We start from the raw sequence: 23769 nt of genomic DNA, 5'->3' as shown, positions 1-23769 counted from the left end.
GCCAAGAGGGGTCGGCAGCACGTGCACCTGAAAAGCCTGACGCTCAAGGGCTTCAAGTCCTTCGCCTCGGCGACCACGCTGCGCTTCGAACCCGGCATCACCTGCGTGGTCGGCCCGAACGGTTCCGGAAAATCGAACGTCCTCGACGCGCTGCGCTGGGTGATGGGCACCCAGGGCGCGAAGGACCTGCGCGGCGGCAAGATGGAAGACGTCATCTTCGCCGGCACCGCGGGCCGCGCGCCGCTCGGCCGCGCCGAGGTGACGCTCACCATCGACAACGCCGACGGCGCGCTGCCGATCGAGTACGCCGAGGTCTCCATCACCCGCCGGATGTTCCGCGACGGCGCGAGCGAGTACGAGATCAACGGCGACCGCTGCCGGCTGATGGACGTCCAGGAACTGCTGTCGGACTCCGGCATCGGCCGCGAGATGCACGTCATCGTCGGGCAGGGCCAGCTGTCGGCGATTCTCGAGTCGAAGCCCGAGGAGCGGCGCGCGTTCATCGAGGAGGCCGCGGGCGTCCTCAAGCACCGCAAGCGCAAAGAGCAGACCCTGCGCAAGCTCAACAACATGCAGGGCAACCTCGACCGGCTCACCGACCTCACCACCGAGCTGCGCCGCCAGCTCAAGCCGCTGGGCAAGCAGGCCGAGATCGCCCGCAAGGCCCAGTCGGTGCAGTCCGACCTGCGCGACGCCCGGCTCCGGCTGCTGGCCGACGACCTGGTCACCCAGCGCGAGTCCATCGCCCGCGACGAGGCCGACGAGCGCACCGCCCGCCAGCGCCGCGCCGAGGTCGAGCAGGCGCTGGAAATCGTGTCCGCCGAAGAGGCCGAGCTGGAGGCTTCGCTCGCCGAGGACGCGCCGCGGCTGCAGACCGCGCAGGAGACCTGGTACAAGCTGTCCGCGCTCACCGAACGGCTGCGCGGCACCGTGCGGCTGGCGGTCGAGCGGCAGCGGCACCTTTCTTCGGACGTGTCCGCGCCGACCGGCGGCCGTGACCCGGAGGAACTGCTCGCCGAGGCCGAGCAGGCCGCCGAACGCGAGCAGGAGCTGACCGAAGCGGTCATGGAGGCCCGCGAACTTCTCGCGGAAACCGTGCTGCGCCGGGAAGAGCTCGAACAGCGGGTGCAGGCCGCGGAGCGCGCGCACTGGGCCGCGGTCCGGGCGATCGCCGACCGGCGTGAGGGCATGGCGAAGCTGACCGGCCAGGTCGAAGCGTTGCGCAGCAAGAACGGCGCGACCGCGGAAGAGGTCGACCGGCTCACCGTCGGGCTGCAGGAAGCGGCCGAGCGCGCGGAGATCGCCGTCGAGGAGCTGGAAGAAGCCAAAGCCGCCGGCGGCACGGAAGACTCCGACGACGCCGAGCTGCAGCAGCGCCACGACCGTGCGGTGGAGGCGAACAACGCCGCCAAGGCCCGCGTCGAAGAGCTGGTGAAGGCCGAACGCGGCGCCGAGCGCGAGATCGCGTCGGAGAAGGCTCGCGTCGAAGCGCTGTCGATGGGGCTCAAGCGCAAGGACGGCGCGGGCGCGCTGCTCGGCGCGTCGGCGGAATTGCCGGGCCTGCTCGGTTCGGTCGCCGCGCTGCTCACCGTCCAGCCGGGACACGAGGTCGCGCTCGCCGCCGCGCTCGGGCCGGTGGCCGACGCGGTCGCGGTGTCCGGCGGTGAGAACGCGCTGTCCGCGCTGAAGTACTTGAAGGAGACCGATTCCGGCCGCGCCGGGATCGTGCCGGTCGGCGCTGGGTCCACTGTGGACACCAGCTCCTGGCCGGCCCTGCCCGAGGGCGCGCGCTGGGCTCGCGAGGTCGTCAGCGCGCCGGAGCAGCTGCGGCCCGCGGTCGAGCAGGCGTTGGACCGGCTCGCGCTGGTGCCGGACCTGGAGGCCGCGCGCCGGCTCGTCGAGCAGCACCCGGAGGTGCGCGCGGTCACCGCGGAGGGCGATGTCTTCGGGGCCACCTGGATCGCCGGCGGTTCCGCCGCCCGCGAGAGCGTGATCGAGGTCCAGGCGGCGGTCGACGAGGCGCAGGAACGCTTGCGAGCGGCCGAACGCGCGTTGGAGCGGTACTCCGCTGAACTGGAAGGCGCCCGCGCCGAACAGCAGGCTCGCCGCGAAGAGGTCAGCCAGGCGAAGGACGCGCTCGGCGAAGCCAAGGTGCGCAAGGCGCGTTCGTCGGAGCGGCTCAACCGGCTGCAGCAGGCGGCTCGTTCGGCGCAGGCCGAGGTCGAACGGCTGACTCAGCAGCGCGCGAAGGTCGAGCAGAGCCGCGAGCAGGCGCTGGAACAGTTGGCAGAGCTGGAAGAACGGCTCGCCGCGGTCGCCGAGCAGCCGGTGGAAGACGACCCGGACACCGCCGAGCGCGACAAGGCCGCCGAGCAGCTGGCCGTGGTGCGGCAGGAGGAAGTCGAAGCGCGGCTCGCGCAGCGCACCGCCGAGGAACGCGCGCGCAGCATCGCCGGGCGCGCGGAATCGTTGCGCCGCGCGGCCTACGCGGAGCAGCAGGCGCGCGAGCGTGCGGCCAAGGCCCGGGAAGCGCGCGAGCGCGGCGCGGAAATCGCGAACGCGGTCGTCAACGCCGGTGAGTTCGCGCTGGAGCGGATCGAGGTGTCCGTGCAGCGCGCGGCCGCCGAGCGCGACGAAGCCCAGGCCCAGCGCCAAAGCCGCGAAACCGCGCTCACCGCGGTTCGCGCGAAGGTGCGCGAGCTGTCCGGCGAATTGGAGAAGCTGACCGACGCGGTGCACCGCGACGAGGTGCTGCGCGCCGAGCAGAAGCTGCGGCTGGAAACGCTGGAAGCCAAGATCGCCGAGGACTTCGGCATCGGCCTCACGGACCTGGTCGAGGAGTATGGCCCGAACGTGCCGGTGCCGCCGAGCGCGGGCGAGATGGCCGAGTACGAGGCGGCCAAGGAACGCGGCGAGGACGTCACCCCGCCGCCGCCGATGCCGTACGACCGCGAGACCCAGGCCCGCCGGGCCAAGCGCGCGGAGAAGGACCTGACCCTGCTGGGCAAGGTGAACCCGCTGGCGCTGGAGGAATTCGCGGCGCTGGAGGAGCGGTACAAGTTCCTTTCCACCCAGCTGGAAGACCTCAAGGACACCCGCAAGGACCTCGAAGCGGTCATCAAGCAGGTCGACGAGAAGATCCTGGAGGTCTTCACCTCGGCCTACGCGGACGTGGCGCGCGAGTTCGAGACCGTCTTCGGCGTGCTGTTCCCCGGCGGCGAGGGCCGGATGGTGCTCACCGAGCCGAACGACCTGCTCGCCACCGGCGTGGACGTCGAGGCGCGCCCGCCGGGCAAGAAGGTCAAGCGGCTGTCGCTGCTGTCCGGCGGCGAGAAGTCGCTGGTGGCGGTCGGCATGCTGGTGGCGATCTTCCGCGCCCGCCCTTCGCCGTTCTACGTGATGGACGAGGTCGAGGCGGCGCTGGACGACACCAATATGCGCCGGCTGATCGGCCTGCTGGAGCAGCTGCGCGATTCGTCGCAGCTGATCATCATCACGCACCAGAAGCCGACGATGGAGATCGCCGACGCGCTGTACGGCGTGAGCATGCAGGGCGACGGCATCACCAAGGTGATCTCGCAGCGGCTGCGCACCGCGGAAGAGGAACCCGTTCCGGCGTCCTGAGCCGGGGTTGCGTCCGGTTCGGCGATCTTGCCCGAACGGGCAGGTCTGCCCGGCTCGCCGTCCGATCGGCCAACTGCCGCGGAGCCTGCGCGTCTTCAGGGGTGTTAGAAAGCACCACTCCTGGAGGGGGATTCGACAATGCGCACCATGGTGGCCCGCACTCTGATTTCCGGTTCGATGCTCGGTGCCGTGCTGACGGTGGCCGCGTGCAGCGGCGGCTCGCCGGCCGGACAAGCCGCTGCGGGACAAAGCGCGCTCTCGACCGCGCCGACCGCGTCGTCGGTGCCCGCCCCGAGTTCGTCCACCCCGGTGCCGACGCACCCGAGCAAGCCCACCTCGGTCAAGACGCGTCCGGCTCCGGCCAAGGAGCAGCCCAGCGATCGCTTGCCGGGCAAGGGAGAACTCGGCCACGGAGCCGACTGCGGCCCGGTCGACGGCCCCGGCGGCAAGGTCGACGTGGTGACCGAGGCGATGCCCGCCGGCACCGTCGGCTGCACCGAGGCGATCGACGTGATGTCCGACTACCTGGCGCAGGCCCCGGCCAAGGCCGAGGGCACCGGACGCTTCCTCGACGTCGACGGCTGGAACTGCGGATACGACGGCGGAAACGGCGGCAGCAAGCAGATTTTCTGCGGCAGCAAGGGGCTTTCGTTCCACGGCAAGGCCGTCTGAGCCGGGCGCGTGGTCATGCCGGCGAGCCCGGCATGACCACGCACCGGCTTTCTACGCCGGGGTTTCCACCGGCTCTTCGGCCTTCTCGACGTTCGGGTCCGCGCCGCGCCGCCGCAGCGACAGCAGCCCGCCCACGATCAGCGTGATCAGCACCCCGGCGAAGGTGTACCAATAGGTCGCCAGCGGCACGAGCGTCTTCGTCGCCGTGCCGAACCGGATGTGCACCTCGGTCGTCGCCTTGTCGAACTTCACGAACAGGATCAGGAACGCCATCCCGACGACCGAGCAGGCGAACGCGATCACCGCGTCGGACTGCCGGGCCTTGCGCACCAGCAGGCCGAGGAAGAACGAGCCGAGCAGCGCGCCGTAGGTGTAGCCGACGATGCCGAGGCCCTGCTGGATCACCGGGTCCTTCGAGTTGGTGAACATCGAGGCGAACAGCGCGAACACCGCCGCCCAGATGAGTGTCCACATGCGACCGTGCCGGAGCAGTTTGGCGTCCTCGATCGATTTGTGCGTGAACCGCTGGTAGAGGTCGGCGATGGTGGAGGTGGACAGCGCGTTGAGCGCGGAGGCGAGCGCGCCCATGGTCGAGGCGAGGATGCCGGCGATCAAGAGCCCGGCCAGGCCGACCGGCAGGTCGTTGACGATGAAGTTGGAGAACACGTCGTCGCCGGACATCTTCCCGGCCGCGACCGCGGTGGCCGTCGCGCCGGTCTTGCCGCCGGTGTAGACCCAGAGCATCGCGCCGACGAGCAGGAACAGCGCGAACTGGACGAACACCACGATGGACGAGCCGATCAGCGCGCGCTGCCCGTCCCGCAGGTTCCGGCAGGACAGCAGCCGTCCGACGATCAGCTGGTCCGCGCCGTGCGAAGCCATCGACAGGAACGCGCCGCCGACCACCGCGCAGAGGAACGCGTACGGGTTGGTGAGCAGGTTCGACGCGAAGTCGGTCAGCTGGAACCGGCCCTGGCTCGAGGCGATCTGCGTCCAGCCGGACGGCAGTTTCGTGGACAGGAAGATCACCGCGCCGATCGCGCCGAGGATGTAGAGCGACCATTGGATGACGTCCACCCAGATCACCGACTTGATGCCGCCGACGAACGCGTAGACCACGGTGAGCGCGGTCAGCAGCACGACGATGTGCCAGTACTCGGTGTGGATGCCGTAGTGCCCGAGGATCGCCTTGATCGGGATCGCGCCGGCGAACAGCCGCAGCCCTTCGGCGAGCAGCCGCGTGACCACGAAGGTGACCGACGCGGTGCCCTGCAGCCCGCGGCCGAAGCGGCGGCCGAGGAATTCGTACGCGCTCACGTAATTGCCGCGGAAATAGCGCGGCAGCAGCACGAACGCGGCGATCACCCGGCCGATGATGTAGCCGAAAGCGACTTCCAGGAACAGGAAGGCGCTGCCGAACACGAGCCCCGGGGTCGAGATCACGGTGAGCGTGGACGTCTCGGTGGCCACCACCGAGAGCGTGACCGCCCACCACGGCATGCTGCGTTCGCCGACGAAGTAGTCGTTCGCGGACTTCTGTCTGCGTCCGACCAGCACGCCGATGACCGGCATCGCCGCGAGGTACACGATGACGATCACCAGATCGACTGGATTCATGGGGTTCTCCTACCGTGGTTGCCCGGATTGCGCGACCCGGAGCCGGGTCGCGGCGCCCCCCAGCGGGGCGGGGAGATTCAGGGGCGCCGCACCCGGCGTCAGCGCGCCGAGCAGGCGGGGACCGCTCGCTCCGGTGGCCGACGGCAGCGTCGCCGGGACCCCGCACCAGCTCAGCCAGCCGAGCAGCGCGGTCAGATAGGCCTCTTTGCCGGAGCCGGGGAGGCCGAGGTCGTCGCTGGTGCGGAGCGCGTCGCGGGGCAGGCGCCGGGCGAGCGCGGCCATCGTCGCGGGGTTCGCGACTCCGCCGCCGGACGCGACGACGGTCGCGACGTCGTGCCGCCGGCATTCCGCGGCGACCGTCGCGGCGGTCAGTTCGGTGAGCGTGGCCAGCAGATCCTCCGGCGGCAACGGCGGCAGTCCGGACAGGGCCGCGTTCAGGTATCCGCCGTGGAAATGCTCCTTGCCGGTGGATTTCGGGGGAGGGGCGGCGAAGTAGGGGTCCGCCAGCAGCCGGTCGAGCAGGTCCTCCCGGACCGAACCGGCGAGCGCGAGCCGTCCGTCGACGTCGGCGGACAGCTTGCCGTCGCTGACGTGCGCGGCGGCGAGGTCGAGCAACGCGTTGGCCGGGCCGGTGTCGTAGGCGAGCACGTAGTCGGACTGCGTGACCACGGTGATGTTGGCGATGCCGCCGAGGTTGAGCGCGGCCACCGGACGTCCGGTCTCCTCGGCGAGGCCGCGCAGCCACATCGCGTCGAGCGTGCTCGCCAGCGGAGCGCCCTGCCCGCCCGCGGTGATGTCGCGGATGCGGAGGTCGGCGATCACCGGCACTCCGGTCCGCTCGGCGATCCACGCCGGCTGGCCGAGCTGGAGCGTGCCGAGCGCGACGCCGTTTTCGACCCAGTGGTAGACGGTCTGGCCGAGCGAGGCGATCACGTCCACCGGTCCGTACGCGGCGATCCCGCGCGCGGCCGCGTCCGCGAAGGCCTGGCCGACCCGGGTGTCGAGGACGGTCAGCTGCCGCGCGCTGCTCGGCCGCGGCGGGAGGGCGTCGAGCAGGTCCGCGCGGAGGTCGGCGGGATAGGGCACGTCGAGTTCGCCGAGCGGGGTGAGGACGACGGTCCCGTCCTCGGCGCGGATTTCGGCGACCGCGACGTCGATCCCGTCCACGGACGTGCCCGAAAGCAGCCCGAGGACGCGGAAACGGTGGCCGGCGGGGGTGGTCATCCGATGTGGTCTAGTCAACGCGCAAGGGGCGGCGCAAGACGCTCCGTGGAGTCTTGGCCGAATCGGAACCGTTCGCGTTACTCGTTGGCCTCGCGGTGGGGTGTCCGGTGGCTTGTGCACGCGGATGACAGGATGGTGGCGTGTCGAGCACCTGGTTCTGGATCGTTGTCGTCGCCGTCGTCGTCCTGGTCGCCTTGCTGGTGTCCGGGCTGCTCATCGCGCGCAAGCGGCGGATCAGCATCGCCGAACAGCGCGAGGTCGAGGAGAAGCCGAAGGGCGGCGGGTACGCCGCGAGCGGCGGGATCTCCTTCGCGTCCGGTGGAACGGCTGTCGAGGCGAAACCCGAGGCGGAGCCTTCGCCTGAGCCTGAGCCTTCGCCGGAGCCGGTGGTCGAGCATCCCGTCGAGGATCGGCCGGAGGTGGACGGCCAGCCCGCGGTCGGCGACGACGCCGCTGTCCCGCGCGACTCGGACCAGCGCACGGTGCGCGACGTCAAGCTCCCGGAGCCGGTGGAGGAAGAGGCTCCCGAGGCGGTCGTGCCGGGAACGGTCGAGCCGATCGAGGAGATCGAGTCCCCGTCCGGCCGGCTCGAGCGCCTGCGCGGCCGGCTGTCGAAGTCCCGCTCGGTGTTCGGCCAGAGCCTGCTGGGCCTCCTCGGCGGCGGCGACCTGGACGAGGACTCCTGGCAGGACGTCGAAGACACGCTGCTGATGGCGGACCTCGGCGCGGCCACGACGACCCAGATCGTGGAACGCCTGCGCGACGAACTGAACCGCCGCGCGGTCCGCACGTCGGCCGAAGCGCGCGAACTGCTGCACGAGGTGCTGACCGCGTCGCTGTCCACGGACGCCGAGCGTTCGGTCCGCGCCCTGCCGCACGAGGCGGACGGCAGGAAGCAGCCCGCGGTCGTGCTGGTCGCGGGCGTGAACGGCACCGGCAAGACCACGACGACCGGCAAACTGGCGCGGGTGTTGGTAGCCCAGGGCGGAACCGTCGTCCTCGGCGCGGCCGACACGTTCCGCGCGGCTGCCGCGGACCAGCTGCAGACGTGGGGCGAACGCGTAGGCGCGTCGGTCGTGCGAGGCAAGGAAGGCGCAGACCCGGCAGCGGTCGCGTTCGACGCGGTCAAGCAGGGCATCAGCGAGGGCGTCGACACGGTCCTGATCGACACTGCGGGCCGCCTGCACACGAAGACCGGCCTGATGGACGAACTCGGCAAGGTGAAGCGAGTCGTGGAAAAGCAGGCGCGCGTGGACGAGGTCCTCCTGGTGCTGGACGCCACGACGGGCCAGAACGGCCTCGCGCAGGCGCGGGTGTTCGCCGAGGTCATCGACGTGACGGGCATCGTCCTGACCAAACTGGACGGCACGGCCAAGGGCGGGATCGTGTTCCAGGTCCAGAAGGAACTGGGAGTGCCGGTGAAGCTCGTGGGACTGGGCGAGGGGCCGGACGACCTGGCGCCGTTCGAGCCTGGTGCGTTCGTGGACGCATTGCTGGGCTGATCCCCCAGATGGGTGAATAACGGCCAAACCGGACATTCCTTGTAGCGTGGCCTGCCACGGTGGGTAGCGGCGCAGCTACGACTACGAGGGGTGGGCATGTCGGGCGGTTTCGGCGCGGTACCGGAAGAACTCTTCCGGACGGCGAATTCGATCGGGGATGTGATCGGCAGCGCCGCGGGCCTGCTGTGGCAAGGGCCGAGCGGCGACTACGGGCACCCAGGGGTCCAGGCCGGGTGGGCCGGGTTCGTCGAAGAAATCCAAGCCGAGGTCGCCCGGCTGACCGAGATCGCCGAGGGACATGGCGACGACCTGCGGACCGCGGCCGGGAAATATGCGCAGTCCGACGCCGCCGCGACCGGGACGATCGGCAAGTTCGGCGCGGGACTCGGCGGCCTTTTCGGCGAGGCGGCCGGAGGCGGCACGCCGTTCGCCGGAGTTGAAGCGCAGGCGGAAGCGAAGATCGGCAACAGCCTCGAAGGCGCTCCCGGGGGCGGCTTCACCGGAGGTCTCACGCCCAGCCAACTGAACGAACGGCTCGGCGAGCCCGAAGAAGGGTTGCACGACGTTCCCGGTGGCGGCTGGACCGGCGGGGCGACCGGGCGGATCAGCGGGTCGATCGACGACGACGGGCCGATGCGGATCATGAGCCCGGAGCGTTCCCGGCAGCTCTTCCCGGGTTCCTCCGGCGGCGAGCTCGGGCCGGTCTTCTGATGGCGGCGGAACTCGGGCAGACCACCGATCCGAAAGCCCTGATCCCCGGCGAGCCGCACCTGCTCTCCGGCGATCTGAAAGAGCTGGTACGCAACATCGACAAGATGGCCGGGATTTCCGAGGGGCTCGGCGGGATCACGCCGAAGGAATGGTCCGGCGACGCGGCGGACCGGTTCCGGGAAGTCTTCGGACAAGAGCCGAAGAACTGGAGCGAGACGATCGGCGTCCTCGGCAAAGGCGCTACCGCGCTCGCCGACTACGGCGACGCGCTGACCTGGAGTCAGGGCGAAGCGCAGCGGGCGATCGAGCTCTTCACCCAGGCGCAGGCCGCCTCACGGGCCGCCGCCGCGGAACACCAGGTCCAGATGTTGCAGGCCAGCTCGATCGGAGAGGCCATCGCTCCGCTGGTGGATCCTGGCCGGAGCGCCATGGCCGAGGCGCAGCAGATCCTCGAGAACGCGCGCAGCAAGCTCGAGCAGGTCGGCGGCATGACTGCGGAGGCTCTCGGGTTCAGCCCCGACGACGACGGCACGTACTCGAAAGACGTCGGCAAGGGCAAGGAGTTCGGAGCCGACCACCGCAAGCTGATCGACCAGTGGAACGACGAGAAGGGCAAGTCGGAAGAAAAGGACCCGGGCGGCTGGCAGAAGGGCCGGTTCGGCAAGAGCTTCAAGGGCGAATTCGGCAGCCAGTCGGACGGGATGTTCGGCGACAAGATCGGCAGCCTGCTCGAGTCGCTCGGGATCGACACCCACGAATCGACCGTGTCGGCCGAGGCGGGCGTGGATCTGCTCGACGGTTCGCTCGAGGGCAAATTCGGGTCCGAGCAGTTCGGCGGCAGCGGAAAGATCGAGGGCGCGGTGCTCGGCGCGAATGCCGAGGCGCACGCCGGAGCGAGCATCCTCGGCGTCAACGCGGGTGCCTCGGCCGAGGCCTATCTGGCGAAAGGCAGTGCGGAAGGCGAACTGCATCTGGGCGACCACGCGGGCTTGAAGGGGTCCGCCGAAGGCGAGATCGGGGCCAGTGCTTCCGCAGAGGGCTCGATCGGCGTGACCGGGGCTCAAGGCAGTGCCGAGGCGTTTGTCGGCGCCCGGGTCGAGGGCGACGTCAGCGCGGAGGTCGGCGGCGTGTCCGCCGGCGTGCACGGCGAGGCCTGGGCCGGTGCGGGCGTGGAAGCGAGCGGTCAGGTCGGCATGGGCGACGACGGCAAGTTCCACCTCGGCGCCTCCGTCGGCGTCGGCCTCGGCATCGGCGGCAAGATCGGGTTCGACATCGCGATCGATCCGGGCGAGGTCGTGGACACGGTGAAGGACGTCGCCGACGATGTCGGCGAGGTCGTTTCCGACGTGGGCCATGGCATCTCCAACGCGGCGGGGGCCGTCGCCGACTTCCTAGGCTTCTGAAAACCACACCCAGATTCGGAGAAACGCAGTGGCATCCACCATTCCGGTCCCGATCCAGTTCTCTTTGCCCGAGGGCTGGCAATCCGCCCCGCCGGACGAAGTCGGAGCACCGGGCGCGGCGTTCGTAGCGCTGAAGGCGTCGTCGGCGCGGGACGGGTTCACTCCCAACATCTCGATCACCGGCGAGGTCCGGGAGAACGCCGACCTCACCGAGATCGGGGACGAAGCGGTCGAGAAATTGCGCGCGGCCGGGGCCGCCGACGTCCGGCTCGGCAGGCGGAACGAGGTCGGCTCGGACTCGGATCCCGCGTTGACCCAGGCGGTGAAGCTCACGATTCCCTTGCGGGGCAAACCCGCCGACCTCGTGCAGTTCCAGGTTTTCATGCTGATGCGGGACCAGCGCGACCCCCAGCGGAGCGCGGTGCTGCACGTGGTGCTGTCCGCGTTGCTGGAGGACCAGTTCGAGCACGTGATCGGCGATTTCCAGAAGTTCCTTGCCACCATCGAGCCGGAGAAGCCCACCCGATGAACGAAACAGCTCGGCAGTTGCTCGCCCGGATCGAAGCGATCGATTCCGCCGCGACGGACAACCGGCTGCGCGCCGAGGCGTACCAGCGGATGAACGACGAACTCAAGGAAACGCAAGGACGGGCGACGTCTCCCGACGGCGCGGTCACGGTCGTGGCCGGACCCGGCGGCGGGATCACCTCGATCGCCTTCAGCGAGAGTTCGTCCGAAACTGCCCGGGAAGTGCTCGCCGCGGACGTCCTGCGGGCGATTTCCGAAGCACAGGCGAACGTCGCCCGAGCACAGGCCGACGTGGTGCGCCGGGGACTCGGCGACACCGAATTGCTCGACCGGGTCCTGGACTCCGACGAGGCGTTGTTCGGGGCTTCCCGCCCGTCCTCCGTCAGCGCCGTCCCCGCGCCGGCCGCCGTTCCGTCCGGTCGGCCGATGCCCGCTTTCGCCGGTCGGGGCCCGCGCGTAGCGGACGAAGAGTTCGAACAAGTCGACATCTTCGACGACGGGGACGAGCGTCGGCGATGAGCGTCGCGCTGATCCTGGTCATCGTCATCGGCGGGACGTTGCTCATGGCCGGGGCGCTCGTTTGGTTCCTGGTCTGGAACGGCCGCTCCTACAAGCGCGACCAGGAACAGGCCATGGCCCGGCTGCAGCAGGAGATCGAACGGCGTGGGTGGCGGTACGAAGAGCGCAACGACGCCTACTGCGCTTATTTCGACGAGGGCGACCGCTACATCGAGCGGAACGCCGTGGAGCAGGTGATGAACCCGCTCGGCCCGTACCTGAACCGGCGGGAAATCTACGAGGCGCGCCAGATCGTCACCGGGACTCATCGCGGCAGGCCGTTCCTCGCCGGGATTTTCCGGGCGAGGACGTCGATGCAGGGCGAGACCAACACGCTCCGCGTGATTTGGGTCCGCGGTCCGGGAACCGGTCCGGCATTGCAGATCAGCCGTGTCGCCGAGCTGTCCAGCCGGGTCAACGCGCACCTCGGGCAAGGCGACGTGCAGACCGGCGATCCCGAGTTCGACCTCCGATACGAAGTGCGCAGCGGGAACGCCGATTTCGCTCGCGCCGTGCTGAGTCCGTCCGTGACCGCGTTCCTCAAAAGCGACCCGCGCACATTCCGCGGGTTCGCCCTGGTCGGCGGCAAGCTCGACTTCTTCGACCAGGTCAGCGACCACCGGGACCCGAAGTTTCTGCTGCCCGCCCTCGATCTCCGCTGCGATCTCCTCGATCGCATCCCCCATTCCGTCTGGCACTAGGAGAAAATCCCGTGCGCATCCGTCCTGTCCTGCTCGCCGCTTGTGCCTTCTTGCTCGCCGGCTGTTCCGTGAGCGTGAGCGTCGGCAAGCAGGTTTCCAAGGAGGACCTGGAAAGAGGCATCTCCGACGCGCTGCAGCAGTCCATCGGCAAGCGGCCGGACACCGTCACCTGCCCCGGGGCGATCAAGGCCGTCGAGGGGGAGTCGATGCGGTGCGTCCTCACCGCCGGTGGACAGAAAGTCGGGCTCACCGCCAAAATCGGTGCGGTGCACGGCTCCGACGTGCGGTACAACGTCCAGGTCGACCAGAAACCGATGAATTGACCCGCGTAACCCTCCGCCCGCTCGCCGAAGCCGACCGGTCGCGAGTGCGCGAGATCCTTTCCGCCCCGGAAGTCTCGCGGTGGTGGGGCGATCCCGACGAGGAAACCGACGGGCTCCTCGCCGAAGGGGAAGAGCAGTCCTACGCCATCGAGTACGAAGGCCAGACCGTCGGCGTCATTCAGAGCTGGGAAGAACTCACTCCCCGTTACCGCCATGCCGGGATCGATCTCGCCGTGCACCCTGACCACCACGGTCTCGGGCTCGGCACGGAGGCGGTCCGGATTCTCGCCCAGCGGCTGTTCGACCAGGGGCACCACCGGATCACCATCGACCCGGCGGCGGCCAACGTCCGGGCGATCCACGTGTACGAGAAGCTCGGCTTCCGGCGCGTCGGGGTCCTGCGCGACTACGAGCAGGGGCTGGACGGCACCTGGCACGACGGCCTGTTGATGGACCTCCTCAAAGGCGAACTCAGGTAACCGGCAGCTGCTGCGAAAGCCGGTCCGCGATCTTCTGCACCACCGGGGCGATGTGGCTCACCGCGTCCGCCGTCAGGCGTCCGGACGGGCCGGACACCGACACCGCGGCGGGCACCGGTGCGCCGGGGATCGCGACGGCGATGCAGCGCACCCCCAGCTCCTGCTCCGCCTCGTCCAGGGCGTAACCCTGTCCGGCGATCTTCTTCAGCTCCACCGCCAGCGCATCCGGGTCGGTGAAGGTGTGCTCGGTGTACGCGGGCATCCCGGTGCGCTCCAGCAGCTCCGCGACCTCCTCGGCGGGCAGTTCCGCCAGCATCGCCTTACCCACCCCGGTGCCGTGCGGCAGCAAGCGCCGTCCCACTTCGGTGAACATCCGCATCGAGTGCTTCGAGGGGACCTGCGCCACGTACACGACCTCGTCGCGTTCCAGCACCGCCAGGTTCGCTGTCTCGCCGACCTCCTCGACCAGCTCCACCAGCAGCGGCCGCGCCCACGCGCCGAACTGCATGCTGGCGTTCTCGCCGAGCCGGATCAGCCGGGCGCCCAGCGCGTAGTGCCGGTTGGTGTTCTGCCGGACGTAGCCCAGCGACACCAGCGTGCGGATCAGCCGGTGGATCGTCGGCATCGGCAGCCCGGACAGGGTCGCCAGCTCCGACAGGCTGGCCTCGCCGCCGGTGTCCGCCAGGTGCTCCAGCAGCTCGAACGCGCGCTGCAGGGACTGGACGCCGCCGTCTCGTCCGCTCTTCTCAGCCGCCACCAGTGGTCCTCCTCACAGACCCGATTGATGTTCCGCTATGCAGAAACTATAGTCCGTCAGGTAAAAACCGTAGGGACGTTATTCAAAGCACTACTCGGGGTGTTGCGCATGTCTGAGGTCCAGGTACTCGGCGGGTCCGTCGAGCGTGGGGACGAGATTCTGACGCCGGAAGCCCTCGCTTTCGTAGCGGGCTTGCACGACGAGTACGCCGCGAGGCGCGACGAACTCCTCGTCGCGCGCGGCAAGCGGCGCGAGGAGGCCCGCACCACCGGCCGGCTCGATTTCCTCCCGGAAACGAAGGAGATCCGCGAGGGCGACTGGCAGGTCGCCGGCGCTCCGGAAGCCCTGCGCGACCGCCGCGTGGAGATCACCGGCCCGACCGACCGCAAAATGACCATCAACGCCCTCAACTCCGGCGCCAAGGTGTGGCTCGCCGACTTCGAGGACGCGAACACGCCGCACTGGGCGAACGTCGTGGGCGGCCAGGTCAACCTGTTCGACGCGATCCGCGGCACCATCACGCTCGACCAGAACGGCAAGCACTACGAGCTGAAGCCCGACGTCGAGCACGCCACCATCGTGGTCCGCCCGCGCGGCTGGCACCTCGACGAGCGCAACCTGACCTTCGGCGGCCGCAAGGGCGTCGGCGCGCTGGTCGACTTCGGCCTGTACTTCTTCCACAACGCCCAGGAACTGCTCAACCGCGGCAAGGGCCCGTACTTCTACCTGCCGAAGATGGAAAGCCACCTCGAAGCGCGGCTGTGGAACGACGTGTTCACGCACGCGGAGAAGGCGCTCGGCATCCCGCACGGCACCGTCCGCGCGACCGTGCTGATCGAGACCATCCCGGCCGCGTTCGAGATGGAAGAGATCCTCTACGAACTGCGCGAGCACGCCTCCGGCCTCAACGCCGGCCGCTGGGACTACCTGTTCAGCGTCATCAAGTACTTCCGCGATGCGGGCGAGAAGTTCGTGCTGCCGGACCGCAACTCGGTCACCATGACCGCGCCGTTCATGCGCGCCTACACCGAACTGCTCGTGCGCACCTGCCACAAGCGCGGCGCGTTCGCGATCGGCGGCATGGCCGCGTTCATCCCGAGCAAGGACCCGGAAGTCAACCAGGGCGCCTTCGACAAGGTGCACGCCGACAAGTCGCGCGAGGCCGGGGACGGCTTCGACGGTTCGTGGGTCGCGCACCCGGGCATGGTCGCACTCTGCAAGGAAGAGTTCGACAAGGTCCTCGGCGACAAGCCGAACCAGCTCGAGCGCACCCGCGACGACGTGCAGGTGACCGCCGACCAGCTGCTGGACGTCGCCTCGACGCCGGGCAGCGCCACCGCGGCCGGCCTGCGCGCGGCGGTCGACGTCGGCATCCGCTACCTGGCCTCGTGGCTCGGCGGCAACGGCGCGGCGGCGATCCACAACCTGATGGAAGACGCCGCCACGGCCGAGATTTCGCGGTCGCAGGTGTGGCAGTGGGTCAAGAACGGCACGCAGCTGGACAACGGCGAAAAGGTCACCGCGGAGCTGGTGCGCGGCGTCGTCGCCGACGTCCGCGGCGAGCTGGCCGCGGAGGTCCCCGACGATCTGCTGAAGCCCGCGGTCGAGCTGTTCGAGCAGGTCGCGCTGGCCGACGAGTTCCCGGACTTCCTGACCCTGCCGGCTTACGAGCACATCCAGTAATGGGCGGCGGACGGCTCGCCGAGGACGTCTACACCGCCGCCGACGCGCGGTTGGCCGAGGCCGACGCGCGCGTGGCGGCGAAGTACCCCGGCGAGTCTCCGGGCCGGCGTCCGGTGCACACGGTGTACGTTCCGGCGTCGCAGTACCGCACGCGCCTGGTCGCCGACTGGGGCAAGCAGGCGATGCGGGTCTTCGTCGAACACGGCGACCTGCTGAACCTCGACCCGGCGGTGGCCGAGCGCGTCCGCGAGAAGCTCCTCACCGAGCCGATCGAGGACCTCCGCATCGACTTCGAGGACGGCTACGGCCATCCCGGCGACGAAGCGGAGGACGCGGCCGCCGAAAGCGCCGGGCGGACGCTCGCGACCACCGGCGGCACCCCGTTCGCCGGAATCCGGTTCAAGAGCTTCGAAGCCGCGACCCGGCGGCGGGGCATCCGGACGCTCGACCTGTTCCTGTCCGGCTTGCTGTCCGAAGGATCGCTGCCGGACGGATTCGTGGTGACGCTGCCGAAGGTGACCGCGGTCGAACAGGTCGAAGTCGCCGCGGAAGTGTTGGGGCGGCTGGAAACCGCGTACGGACTGGCGGACCGCGCGTTGCGGTTCGAGGTGCAGATCGAGACCGCGCAGTCGATCCTCTCCACCGACGGCACGGTTTCGGTCGCGCGGATCATCCAGGCCGCCGACGGCCGGTGTTCCGGGCTGCATTACGGGACTTACGACTACAGCGCGGGTCTCGGGATCAGCGCGGCCTACCAGAGCATGGCGCACCCGGCGGCCGACTTCGCGAAGCAGCTGATGCAGGTCGCGGCTGCCGGAACGGGCGTGCGGCTGTCCGACGGTTCGACCAACCGGCTCCCGGTCGGCGACGACCTGCCGGGTGCGTGGGCCGAACACCTGCGGCTGGTGCGGCGGTCCCTGGAGAACGGCTTCTACCAGGGCTGGGACCTGCATCCGCACCAGCTGCCGACCCGGTACGCGGCGACGTACTCCTTCTACCGCGAGGGTGCCCCGGCGGCGGCCAAACGGTTGCGGGACTACGCGTCGAACACCTCCGCGGGAGTGCTGGACGAACCGGCCACCGCGGAAGCGCTCGCACGGTATCTGCTGGGCGGGTACTACTGCGGTGCGCTGGCGGAGTCGGAACTGCCGTTCGAGGCGGCCCGGCTCGAGGCGTACGCGCGGCGGGAAGCCTGAACTCGTGAGTGGCTAGGCCGGTTAGAACCGGCTTAGCCGCTCACGAGGCTTCAGCCGCGGCAGGCACTCGCGATCGCCGCGGTGTCCCAGTAGAACGGGTGCACCTCGACGATCCGCCCGTTCTCGACCCGAAGCGTCTGCAGGATCGGGAATTCCAGCTCCCGACCGGTTTCCCGCGCCCGGGCGCGGACCTGGGTGAGCACCACCGACGTCGCGCCTACGGCGAGGAACTCCTGCTCGCCGATCTCGAACGACTCCCACGTCCGGCTCATTTCGAGGAAGAATTTCTCCAGCCCGGCGTGGCCGTGCCAGGCGCCGCCGAACGGCAGTCCGTCGGCCTGATGCAGTACGACATCCTCGGCGAAATACGGGGCCAGCAGAGCGAACGAGGCCGAGCCGGGACCGCCGGCGGCGAAATACTCAGCTTCGGCTCGATACATGCCGTCGAGCACGGTTGCGGGATCAGTCACGGACGCCAGACTGGCCGCCTCGAGCGGGCCTCGCCGGCGGCATTCGGACGTCGCGGTCTCCGCAAGTTCTGTCGTCCCTGCTCGGTAGACTTCATGCTGGTCTTTCAGGGGCGAAAGGAAACACGAAAAGCCATGGCTGAGGAAACCGGGACGGTCGAAACGCTGGAGTTCCAGTCGGAGGCGCGCCAGCTGCTTCAGCTGATGATCCACTCGATCTACTCGAACAAGGACATCTTCCTGCGCGAGCTGGTCTCTAACGCCTCCGACGCGCTGGACAAGCTGCGGCTGGAGACGTACCGCGACAAGGATCTCCAGGCCGAGACTGACAACCTGCACATCGAGATCCTCCTCGACTCCGACGCGCGCACTCTCACCGTGCGCGACAACGGCATCGGGATGAGCCGCGACGACGTCGTCAACCTGATCGGCACCATCGCGAAATCCGGCACCGCCGACTTCTTGCGCAAGCTGAAGGAGTCGAAGGAATCCGCCGGGCAGGACCTGATCGGGCAGTTCGGCGTCGGCTTCTACTCGAGCTTCATGGTCGCCGACAAGGTCACCCTGGTGACCCGGCGCGCGGGCACCGAGGAGGGCGTCCGCTGGGAGTCCACCGGCGAGGGCACCTACACGATCGAGACCCTCTCCGACGTCCCGCAGGGCACCTCGGTGACGCTGCACCTCAAGCCGGCCGACGACGAGGACCACCTCTACGACTACACGTCGCCGTGGAAGGTGCGCGAGATCATCAAGCGCTACTCCGACTTCATCACCTGGCCGGTCCAGATGGCCAAGACCGGCGAGGGCGAAGAGGGGCTCGAGACCGTCAACTCGATGAAGGCGCTCTGGGCGCGTTCGAAGGACGAGGTCTCCGACGAGGAGTACCACGAGTTCTACAAGCACATCAGCCACGACTGGACCGATCCGCTCGAGACGATCCGGATGCAGGCCGAGGGCACCTTCGAGTACCAGGCGCTGCTGTTCCTGCCCTCGCGCGCGCCGATGGACCTGTTCATGCGGGACGCGAAGCGCGGCGTGCAGCTGTACGTCAAGCGCGTGTTCATCATGGACGACTGCGAAGCGCTGATGCCGAACTACCTGCGCTTCGTGAAGGGCGTGGTCGACGCCCAGGACCTGTCGCTGAACGTCTCGCGCGAGATCCTGCAGCAGGACCGGCAGATCCGGGCGATCCGGCGGCGGCTGGAGAAGAAGATCCTCTCCACGGTCAAGACGATGATGACCGAGGACGCCGAGAAGTACGCGAAGTTCTGGGCCGAGTTCGGCCGCGCGATCAAGGAAGGCCTGATCGACGACCCGGAGAACCGCGAGCAGATCCTGGAGATCTCGTCGTTCGCCTCGACGCATCACGCGGAGAAGCCCACCTCGCTGCGCGACTACGTGTCGCGGATGAAGGAGGGCCAGGAGCACATCTACTACCTGACCGGCGATTCGCGCACCACGATCGAGAACTCGCCGCACCTGGAAGCGTTCCGCGCCAAGGGATACGAGGTGCTGATCCTCACCGACCCGGTCGACGAGATGTGGGCCGACGCGGTGAGCGGCTTCGACGGCAAGACGTTCCAGTCGGTCGCGAAGGGCGAGGTGGACCTCGGCGACGAGACCACCGAGGAGAAGAAGGCCGAGTACGCGGACCTGCTGAAGTGGATGTCGGCGACGCTGTCCGACACCGTCAAGGAGGTCCGGCTGTCCTCGCGGCTGACGACGTCGCCGTCCTGCATCGTCGGCGACGCGGGCGACCTGACCCCGACGCTGGAGAAGATGTACCGCGCGATGGGACAGGAGCTGCCGCCGGTGAAGCGGGTGCTGGAGCTGAACCCGGAGCACCCGCTGGTGACCGGGCTTCGCAAGGCGTTCGCCGAGCACCCGGAGGATGCTTCGCTGGCCGAGACCGCGGAGCTGTTGCACGGCATGGCGTTGCTCGCCGAGGGCGGCGAACTGAGCGACCCGAGCCGGTTCCTGAACCTGGTGGCGGATCGCGCGGCCAGGGCGTTGTGAGGCGATTCGGGAGTGGCCGCCCCGCGTTCGGGGTAGCCACTCCCGAGAGCTTCCGGAGGTGAGTGTCGCATGAGGACAGTCGTCGAGAACGCCGCGATCGCGACGGTCAGCGGTCCCGAGTACCGCAACGGGCACGTCGTGCTCGAGGACGACCGCATCGCGGCGGTCGGCGACGGAGCCTTCCCCGGCGAGGCGGACGAACGCGTCGACGCTACCGGCTGCCTCGTCACGCCGGGCCTCGTGAACACGCATCACCACCTCTACCAGTGGGCCACCCGCGGGCTCGCCGCCGACCACACGCTGTTCGAGTGGCTGGTCGCGCTGTATCCGGTGTGGGCCAAACTGGACGAGGACATCACGCACGCCGCGGGCAGCGCCGGAATGGCCCGCCTCGCCCTCAGCGGCTGCACCACGGTCGCCGACCACCACTACGTCTTCCCGTCCGGCGGCGGCGACCAGGTGGCCGCGCTCGTCGCCGCGCGGGAACGGACCGGGCTGCGGCTGCACCTGGTCCGCGGCTCGATGGACCGCGGCGAATCGGACGGCGGACTGCCGCCGGACAGCCTGGTCGAGACCGCCGAGGTCGCCCTGCTCGGTACGGAAGCCGCGATCGACCGCTACCATGACGCCTCGCCGGGCGCGTACCTGCAGATCGCGGCGGGTCCGTGTTCGCCGTTCACCGTCACCGAGCGGCTGATGGCCGATTCGGCCGAATTGGCCCGGCGCAAGGGGATCCGGCTGCACACGCACCTGGCCGAAACCCAGGACGAGGAAAAGCAATGCCTCGCCGAGACCGGCCTCACGCCCGCGGAGTACGCGGACAAACTGGGCTGGCTGGCGCCGGACGTCTGGCTGGCGCACACCGTGCACCTCGCCCCGGAGGCGATCCGCCGTTTCGGCGCGACGGCGACGGGTTCCGCGCATTGCCCGACGTCCAATGGCCGGCTGGGCAGCGGAATCGCCCCGGTGCGGGATCTGCTCGACGCGGGCGCTCCGGTCGGGCTGGGCGTCGACGGCGCGGCTTCGAGCGAATCCGGCGGCTTGGCCGAGGAACTGCACCAGGCGCTGCTGCAGGCCCGGCAACGCGGCGGACCGACAGGTTTGACGACGCGGGAAGCGTTGTGGCTAGGCACCCTGGGCGGCGCGCGCTGCCTCGGCCGGGAACAGGAACTGGGCTCGGTGGAGGCGGGGAAGCTCGCGGACCTGGCGGTGTGGGACCTGAACGGGCTCAACTACGCGGGCATCGAGGACCCGGTCGCGGCTCTGGTGCTGGCCGCGCCGCCGCCGTTGCGGAAGTTGTTCGTGGGCGGGAAGCCGGTGGTGGACGGGGGTCGGCTTGTGACGGTGGATGAGTCGTTGGTCGCGGGTGAGTTGGCGAAAGCGAGTGCTCGGTTGCGGGATCGCTGAGCGCAGTGGACCGGCGCTGGACGGGCTGATGCCCGCGGGCTGCGGACTGGTCACCGAGGCCGGTTGACCCGCACTGGCCAGCGGTGTCCGTGCTGCTGTTGCGGAGGTTGTTCGTGGGCGGGATGCCGGTGGTGGACGGTGGTCGGCTTGTGACGGTGGATGAGTCGTTGGTTGCGGGTGAGCTGGCGAAGGCGAGTGCTCGGTTGCGGGATCGCTGAGCGCAGTGGACCCGGCGCTCGTGCCCGTCGGGCCGCGGACAGGTCATCGAGGCCGGTTGACCAGCACTGTCCCGGCGTCGGACAGTGGCGCCCGCGCCGCCTGTACCGGCTCGGTCGCGCTCGGCTGGCGGGCCGCGTCCGAGATCCGCAGCAGCAGTGCGACCAGGATGTAGTTCGCGAGCAGCGACGAACCGCCCTTCGACAGGAACGGCGCGGTGATCCCCGTTTCCGGGATCAGCTTCGTCACGCCGCCGACGACCACGAAAATCTGCATCGCCACGGTGAACGCGAGCCCGCCGCCGAGGAGCTTGCCGAAGCTGTCCCGGACGGCGAGCGCGTGCCGCATTCCGCGCAGGGCGATCAGCAGGTACAGCATCAGCACCGCGGCCAGTCCGAGGAAACCCAGTTCCTCGCCGAGGCTCGCGGTGATGAAGTCGGTGTTCGCCTCGGGCACGATGTCCGGTCTGCCCGCGCCGAGCCCGGTGCCGCCCATGCCGCCGGTGCCGAGGCCGAACAAGCCCTGCGCGACCTGGTACCCGCCGCCGGCCTGGTCGTAGGTGGCGAGCGGGTCCAGCCAGTTCGCGACGCGCTGCCGCACGTGGTTGAACAGGAAATACGCCAGTACGCAGCCGCCGGCGAACACGGTCAGCCCGGCCCAGACCCAGATCGCCCGCTCGGTCGCCAGGTAGATCATCACCAGGACGATCCCGAAGAACAGCAGCGAGGCGCCGAGTTCCTTCTCGAACGCCAGCACGGCGATGCAGCCGAGCGCGGCGAGCACGATCGGGCCGAGGTCGCGTGCCCGCGGCAGTTCCACGCCGAGCACCTTGCGCCCGGCGACGCGGAACAATTCCCGTTTCGCCACCAGCGTCGTCGCGGCGAAGACGATCAGCAGCAGCTTCGCGAACTCGCCCGGCTGGATCGACATCGGGCCGATCTTGATCCACACCTTCGCGCCGTTGACCTCCGACAGCGACGACGGCAGCAGCGCGGGCAGCACGACCGCGACGATTCCGGCCAGCCCGGCGAGATAGCCGTACCGGGTCAGCACGCGGTGATCGCGCACGAAGCCGAGCACGGCCAGGAACAACGCCAGCCCCACGACCGTCCACACCACCTGCTGCCCGGCGACGGCCGAGTACGTCTTGCCGCGCTGCACAGCCTGCTCGGCGAGCCCGAGGTCGATCCGGTGGATCACCACCAGGCCCAGGCCGTTGAGCAGCACAGTGCAGGGCAGGATCAGCGGGTCCGCGTGCGGGGCCCAGCGCCGGACCGCGAGGTGCGCCACCGCGACCACCGCGGTGAACGACGCGCCGTAGCCGACGATCGACGAGCCGAGATGCCCGAGCGCGTTCGCGTCGACGAGCAGAAAGGCGAACCAGACGATCGCCACCGCGAACAGAAGCAGTCGCAATTCCGTACCGCGCGCGGCAGGCATGGATTTCCCGTCGTCCGAAAGCAGTGAACGGCCGCGAGGGTAGTCCGGGTTTTCTGGCAGGACGCTGAGAATGCGCGGCAATTCGGGCGGACTGTCCGAAAGCGCCGGACTCGCGGTCGGGATATGCTTTCCGGAAAGCGAACGGGCGAGCGGAGAACCATCAGTGGCGACAGAACTGACCCCGGCGCCGGTCCCGGCGCTGGCGCCAGCCCCGTCGGCGAAAGCAACGAAACGCGCGCTCGGCGCGGCGGTCGCCGCGGTGCTGGTCGCGGCGGCGTTGCTGGTGGTGCTGCACGTCGACCGGTACTGGGGCCCGATCGACCCGGTCAGCGCGATGCTCAGCGACTACGCCTGGACTCCCGGCTGGTGGATGTGGGCGGCGGCGATGCTGCTGACGTCGGCCGGCTCGGTGGCGGTGGCGGTGGTCCTGCGCCGTCAAGGGCTTCTGTGCGGCGCGCTGACGGTCGTCGCGATGCTCGCCTGGTGCGTCGGGCTCGCCGCGGTGGCGCTGTTCACGAAGGATCCGCAAGGAAATGCGGTGACGTGGGTCGGCAAAGTGCATCTCGGCGCGACCGGCATCAGTTGTGTGAGTTTGCCGTTAGCCGGATGGCTGCTGGGATGGACGCATCGGAAACCGCCGCAATGGCGGAGTTATGCGCGCTGGTCTCGTATTTTGGCAGTCGCGGCCGTGCCGTTCTTCCTGCCGTTTCTTATTCCGTTCGCGGCCAATGTCGCATTCGGCCAGCATCTGCCGACGGTCGCGACCGGGCTCGTGGAACGGCTGATGGCCGTGCTGGAACTGGTCGAACTGCTCGTGCTCGCCGGATGGGCGTGGCGCGCGGCCGAATGATCAGGTCGCGTCGGGATCGAACGGCGGCCGCTCGTTCGCCCGCAACGGGACCGGGGCCGGAGCCGGAGGCGGCGTCGGGGGCGGGCCGGGGACCGGGGGAGTGTCGTCGAGCAGGTACCGCGCCACGGCCGCCCGCGGATTGGCCATCCGCAGGGACTGCAGTTCCTGCAACGGTTTCCGCAGCTCCTGATACTCCGGTCCGAGTTCGGCCTCGAGCTGCGCCTTGGTGCCCGCGGCGAACCCGCGGACCCGCTTCAGGGTCTGCGCGGCCCAGTGCGCGGCCTCGGGCAGCCGTTCGGGGCCGAGGATGAACAACCCGGCGAGCAGCAAAATCACGATGTGGTCGATGCTGAGACCGAACACCGGCCACCTCCCGCGGACCCGGATCCTGGTTC

Annotated in this window: 21 protein-coding genes; 15 read left to right on the top strand and 6 right to left on the bottom strand. The window is 69.5% G+C overall.

From position 1 onward, the window contains the following. Window positions 1-21 precede the first annotated feature (21 nt). Window positions 22-3624, top strand: coding sequence for a chromosome segregation protein SMC (gene smc, locus L942_RS10765; protein WP_037358440.1), 3603 nt, complete (start codon window positions 22-24; stop codon window positions 3622-3624). A gap of 147 nt (window positions 3625-3771) precedes the next feature. After that, window positions 3772-4296 (top strand): hypothetical protein, encoded by a 525-nt coding sequence (locus L942_RS10760; RefSeq protein WP_235079032.1) that lies wholly within the window; start codon window positions 3772-3774, stop codon window positions 4294-4296. A gap of 51 nt (window positions 4297-4347) precedes the next feature. Here L942_RS10760 and L942_RS10755 read toward each other — a convergent pair whose 3' ends face one another. Further along, window positions 4348-5913, bottom strand: a complete 1566-nt coding sequence (locus L942_RS10755) for a sodium:solute symporter (protein WP_037358269.1) — start codon at window positions 5911-5913, stop codon at window positions 4348-4350. Window positions 5914-5922: 9 nt separating this feature from the next. Next, window positions 5923-7137 (bottom strand): anhydro-N-acetylmuramic acid kinase, encoded by a 1215-nt coding sequence (locus L942_RS10750; protein ID WP_037358267.1) that lies wholly within the window; start codon window positions 7135-7137, stop codon window positions 5923-5925. Between the two features lie 140 nt (window positions 7138-7277). Between L942_RS10750 and ftsY the strand changes: the two genes are divergently transcribed. The 8 genes from ftsY to L942_RS10710 all read left to right on the top strand — a co-directional run bounded on the left by ftsY (window position 7278) and on the right by L942_RS10710 (window position 13342). Further along, on the top strand, window positions 7278-8639 hold the full coding sequence (gene ftsY, locus L942_RS10745; protein ID WP_037358265.1) for a signal recognition particle-docking protein FtsY: 1362 nt from the start codon (window positions 7278-7280) through the stop codon (window positions 8637-8639). Between the two features lie 96 nt (window positions 8640-8735). Further along, window positions 8736-9350, top strand: coding sequence for a hypothetical protein (locus L942_RS43690; RefSeq protein WP_063695756.1), 615 nt, complete (start codon window positions 8736-8738; stop codon window positions 9348-9350). Then, window positions 9350-10753 (top strand): putative T7SS-secreted protein, encoded by a 1404-nt coding sequence (locus L942_RS41965; protein WP_051165870.1) that lies wholly within the window; start codon window positions 9350-9352, stop codon window positions 10751-10753. Before L942_RS43690 ends, L942_RS41965 begins: the two co-directional genes overlap by 1 nt. Window positions 10754-10781: 28 nt before the next feature. After that, window positions 10782-11282: a hypothetical protein gene (locus tag L942_RS10730; RefSeq protein WP_037358263.1), complete on the top strand. Its 501-nt coding sequence runs from the start codon at window positions 10782-10784 to the stop codon at window positions 11280-11282. Further along, complete coding sequence (locus tag L942_RS10725) at window positions 11279-11800, top strand: YbaB/EbfC family nucleoid-associated protein (protein ID WP_037358262.1); 522 nt, start codon at window positions 11279-11281, stop codon at window positions 11798-11800. Before L942_RS10730 ends, L942_RS10725 begins: the two co-directional genes overlap by 4 nt. Then, a complete protein-coding gene (locus L942_RS44225) occupies window positions 11797-12540 on the top strand; it encodes a hypothetical protein (RefSeq protein ID WP_037358260.1) in 744 nt (247 codons plus the stop codon). Before L942_RS10725 ends, L942_RS44225 begins: the two co-directional genes overlap by 4 nt. Before the next feature lie 11 nt (window positions 12541-12551). Then, window positions 12552-12863: a DUF4333 domain-containing protein gene (locus L942_RS44220; RefSeq protein WP_051165869.1), complete on the top strand. Its 312-nt coding sequence runs from the start codon at window positions 12552-12554 to the stop codon at window positions 12861-12863. Then, a complete protein-coding gene (locus L942_RS10710) occupies window positions 12860-13342 on the top strand; it encodes a GNAT family N-acetyltransferase (protein ID WP_037358257.1) in 483 nt (160 codons plus the stop codon). Before L942_RS44220 ends, L942_RS10710 begins: the two co-directional genes overlap by 4 nt. Here L942_RS10710 and L942_RS10705 read toward each other — a convergent pair. Next, a complete protein-coding gene (locus tag L942_RS10705) occupies window positions 13335-14099 on the bottom strand; it encodes an IclR family transcriptional regulator (RefSeq protein ID WP_037358254.1) in 765 nt (254 codons plus the stop codon). The two genes, L942_RS10710 and L942_RS10705, sit on opposite strands and share 8 nt — an antisense overlap. A gap of 108 nt (window positions 14100-14207) precedes the next feature. Here L942_RS10705 and aceB point away from each other — a divergent pair, with 108 nt between their 5' ends. Together aceB and L942_RS10695 are read left to right on the top strand one after the other, a co-directional pair. After that, on the top strand, window positions 14208-15782 hold the full coding sequence (gene aceB, locus L942_RS10700) for a malate synthase A (RefSeq protein WP_037358252.1): 1575 nt from the start codon (window positions 14208-14210) through the stop codon (window positions 15780-15782). After that, window positions 15782-16978: a DUF6986 family protein gene (locus L942_RS10695; protein WP_037358250.1), complete on the top strand. Its 1197-nt coding sequence runs from the start codon at window positions 15782-15784 to the stop codon at window positions 16976-16978. Before aceB ends, L942_RS10695 begins: the two co-directional genes overlap by 1 nt. Before the next feature lie 50 nt (window positions 16979-17028). Here the strand turns inward: L942_RS10695 and L942_RS10690 are convergent, their stop codons facing one another. Further along, window positions 17029-17448 carry a nuclear transport factor 2 family protein gene (locus L942_RS10690; protein WP_037358247.1) on the bottom strand — a complete coding sequence of 140 codons (420 nt, stop codon included), beginning with the start codon at window positions 17446-17448 and terminating at the stop codon, window positions 17029-17031. Between the two features lie 132 nt (window positions 17449-17580). Here L942_RS10690 and htpG point away from each other — a divergent pair, with 132 nt between their 5' ends. Beyond that, window positions 17581-19461 (top strand): molecular chaperone HtpG, encoded by a 1881-nt coding sequence (htpG, locus tag L942_RS10685; protein ID WP_037358245.1) that lies wholly within the window; start codon window positions 17581-17583, stop codon window positions 19459-19461. A 69-nt stretch (window positions 19462-19530) separates the two neighbouring features. After that, window positions 19531-20868, top strand: coding sequence for an 8-oxoguanine deaminase (locus tag L942_RS10680; protein ID WP_037358243.1), 1338 nt, complete (start codon window positions 19531-19533; stop codon window positions 20866-20868). A 261-nt stretch (window positions 20869-21129) separates the two neighbouring features. Here the strand turns inward: L942_RS10680 and L942_RS10675 are convergent, their stop codons facing one another. Next, window positions 21130-22524, bottom strand: a complete 1395-nt coding sequence (locus L942_RS10675) for an FtsW/RodA/SpoVE family cell cycle protein (protein ID WP_037358241.1) — start codon at window positions 22522-22524, stop codon at window positions 21130-21132. A 163-nt stretch (window positions 22525-22687) separates the two neighbouring features. Here L942_RS10675 and L942_RS10670 point away from each other — a divergent pair, with 163 nt between their 5' ends. Next, window positions 22688-23374: a DUF998 domain-containing protein gene (locus L942_RS10670; protein WP_037358239.1), complete on the top strand. Its 687-nt coding sequence runs from the start codon at window positions 22688-22690 to the stop codon at window positions 23372-23374. Here L942_RS10670 and L942_RS10665 read toward each other — a convergent pair whose 3' ends face one another. After that, window positions 23375-23737 (bottom strand): twin-arginine translocase TatA/TatE family subunit, encoded by a 363-nt coding sequence (locus L942_RS10665; protein ID WP_037358237.1) that lies wholly within the window; start codon window positions 23735-23737, stop codon window positions 23375-23377. Between the last annotated feature and the right edge of the window lie 32 nt (window positions 23738-23769).

Origin of the sequence: Amycolatopsis orientalis DSM 43388, assembly GCF_000411975.1 — a bacterium.
In the GTDB taxonomy this organism is placed as follows: domain Bacteria; phylum Actinomycetota; class Actinomycetes; order Mycobacteriales; family Pseudonocardiaceae; genus Amycolatopsis; species Amycolatopsis orientalis_D.
This window is presented reverse-complemented; position numbering and strand designations above follow the sequence as displayed.

Coding starts and splice junctions, on each gene's coding strand:
- L942_RS10750 (WP_037358267.1), bottom strand. CDS start 7,137: ATGACCACCCCCGCCGGCCACCGTTTCCGCGTCCTCGGGCTGCTTTCG.
- L942_RS10760 (WP_235079032.1), top strand. CDS start 3,772: ATGGTGGCCCGCACTCTGATTTCCGGTTCGATGCTCGGTGCCGTGCTG.
- L942_RS43690 (WP_063695756.1), top strand. CDS start 8,736: ATGTCGGGCGGTTTCGGCGCGGTACCGGAAGAACTCTTCCGGACGGCG.
- L942_RS41965 (WP_051165870.1), top strand. CDS start 9,350: ATGGCGGCGGAACTCGGGCAGACCACCGATCCGAAAGCCCTGATCCCC.
- L942_RS10680 (WP_037358243.1), top strand. CDS start 19,531: ATGAGGACAGTCGTCGAGAACGCCGCGATCGCGACGGTCAGCGGTCCC.
- L942_RS10725 (WP_037358262.1), top strand. CDS start 11,279: ATGAACGAAACAGCTCGGCAGTTGCTCGCCCGGATCGAAGCGATCGAT.
- aceB (WP_037358252.1), top strand. CDS start 14,208: ATGTCTGAGGTCCAGGTACTCGGCGGGTCCGTCGAGCGTGGGGACGAG.
- L942_RS44225 (WP_037358260.1), top strand. CDS start 11,797: ATGAGCGTCGCGCTGATCCTGGTCATCGTCATCGGCGGGACGTTGCTC.
- L942_RS10755 (WP_037358269.1), bottom strand. CDS start 5,913: ATGAATCCAGTCGATCTGGTGATCGTCATCGTGTACCTCGCGGCGATG.
- htpG (WP_037358245.1), top strand. CDS start 17,581: ATGGCTGAGGAAACCGGGACGGTCGAAACGCTGGAGTTCCAGTCGGAG.
- L942_RS10695 (WP_037358250.1), top strand. CDS start 15,782: ATGGGCGGCGGACGGCTCGCCGAGGACGTCTACACCGCCGCCGACGCG.
- L942_RS10675 (WP_037358241.1), bottom strand. CDS start 22,524: ATGCCTGCCGCGCGCGGTACGGAATTGCGACTGCTTCTGTTCGCGGTG.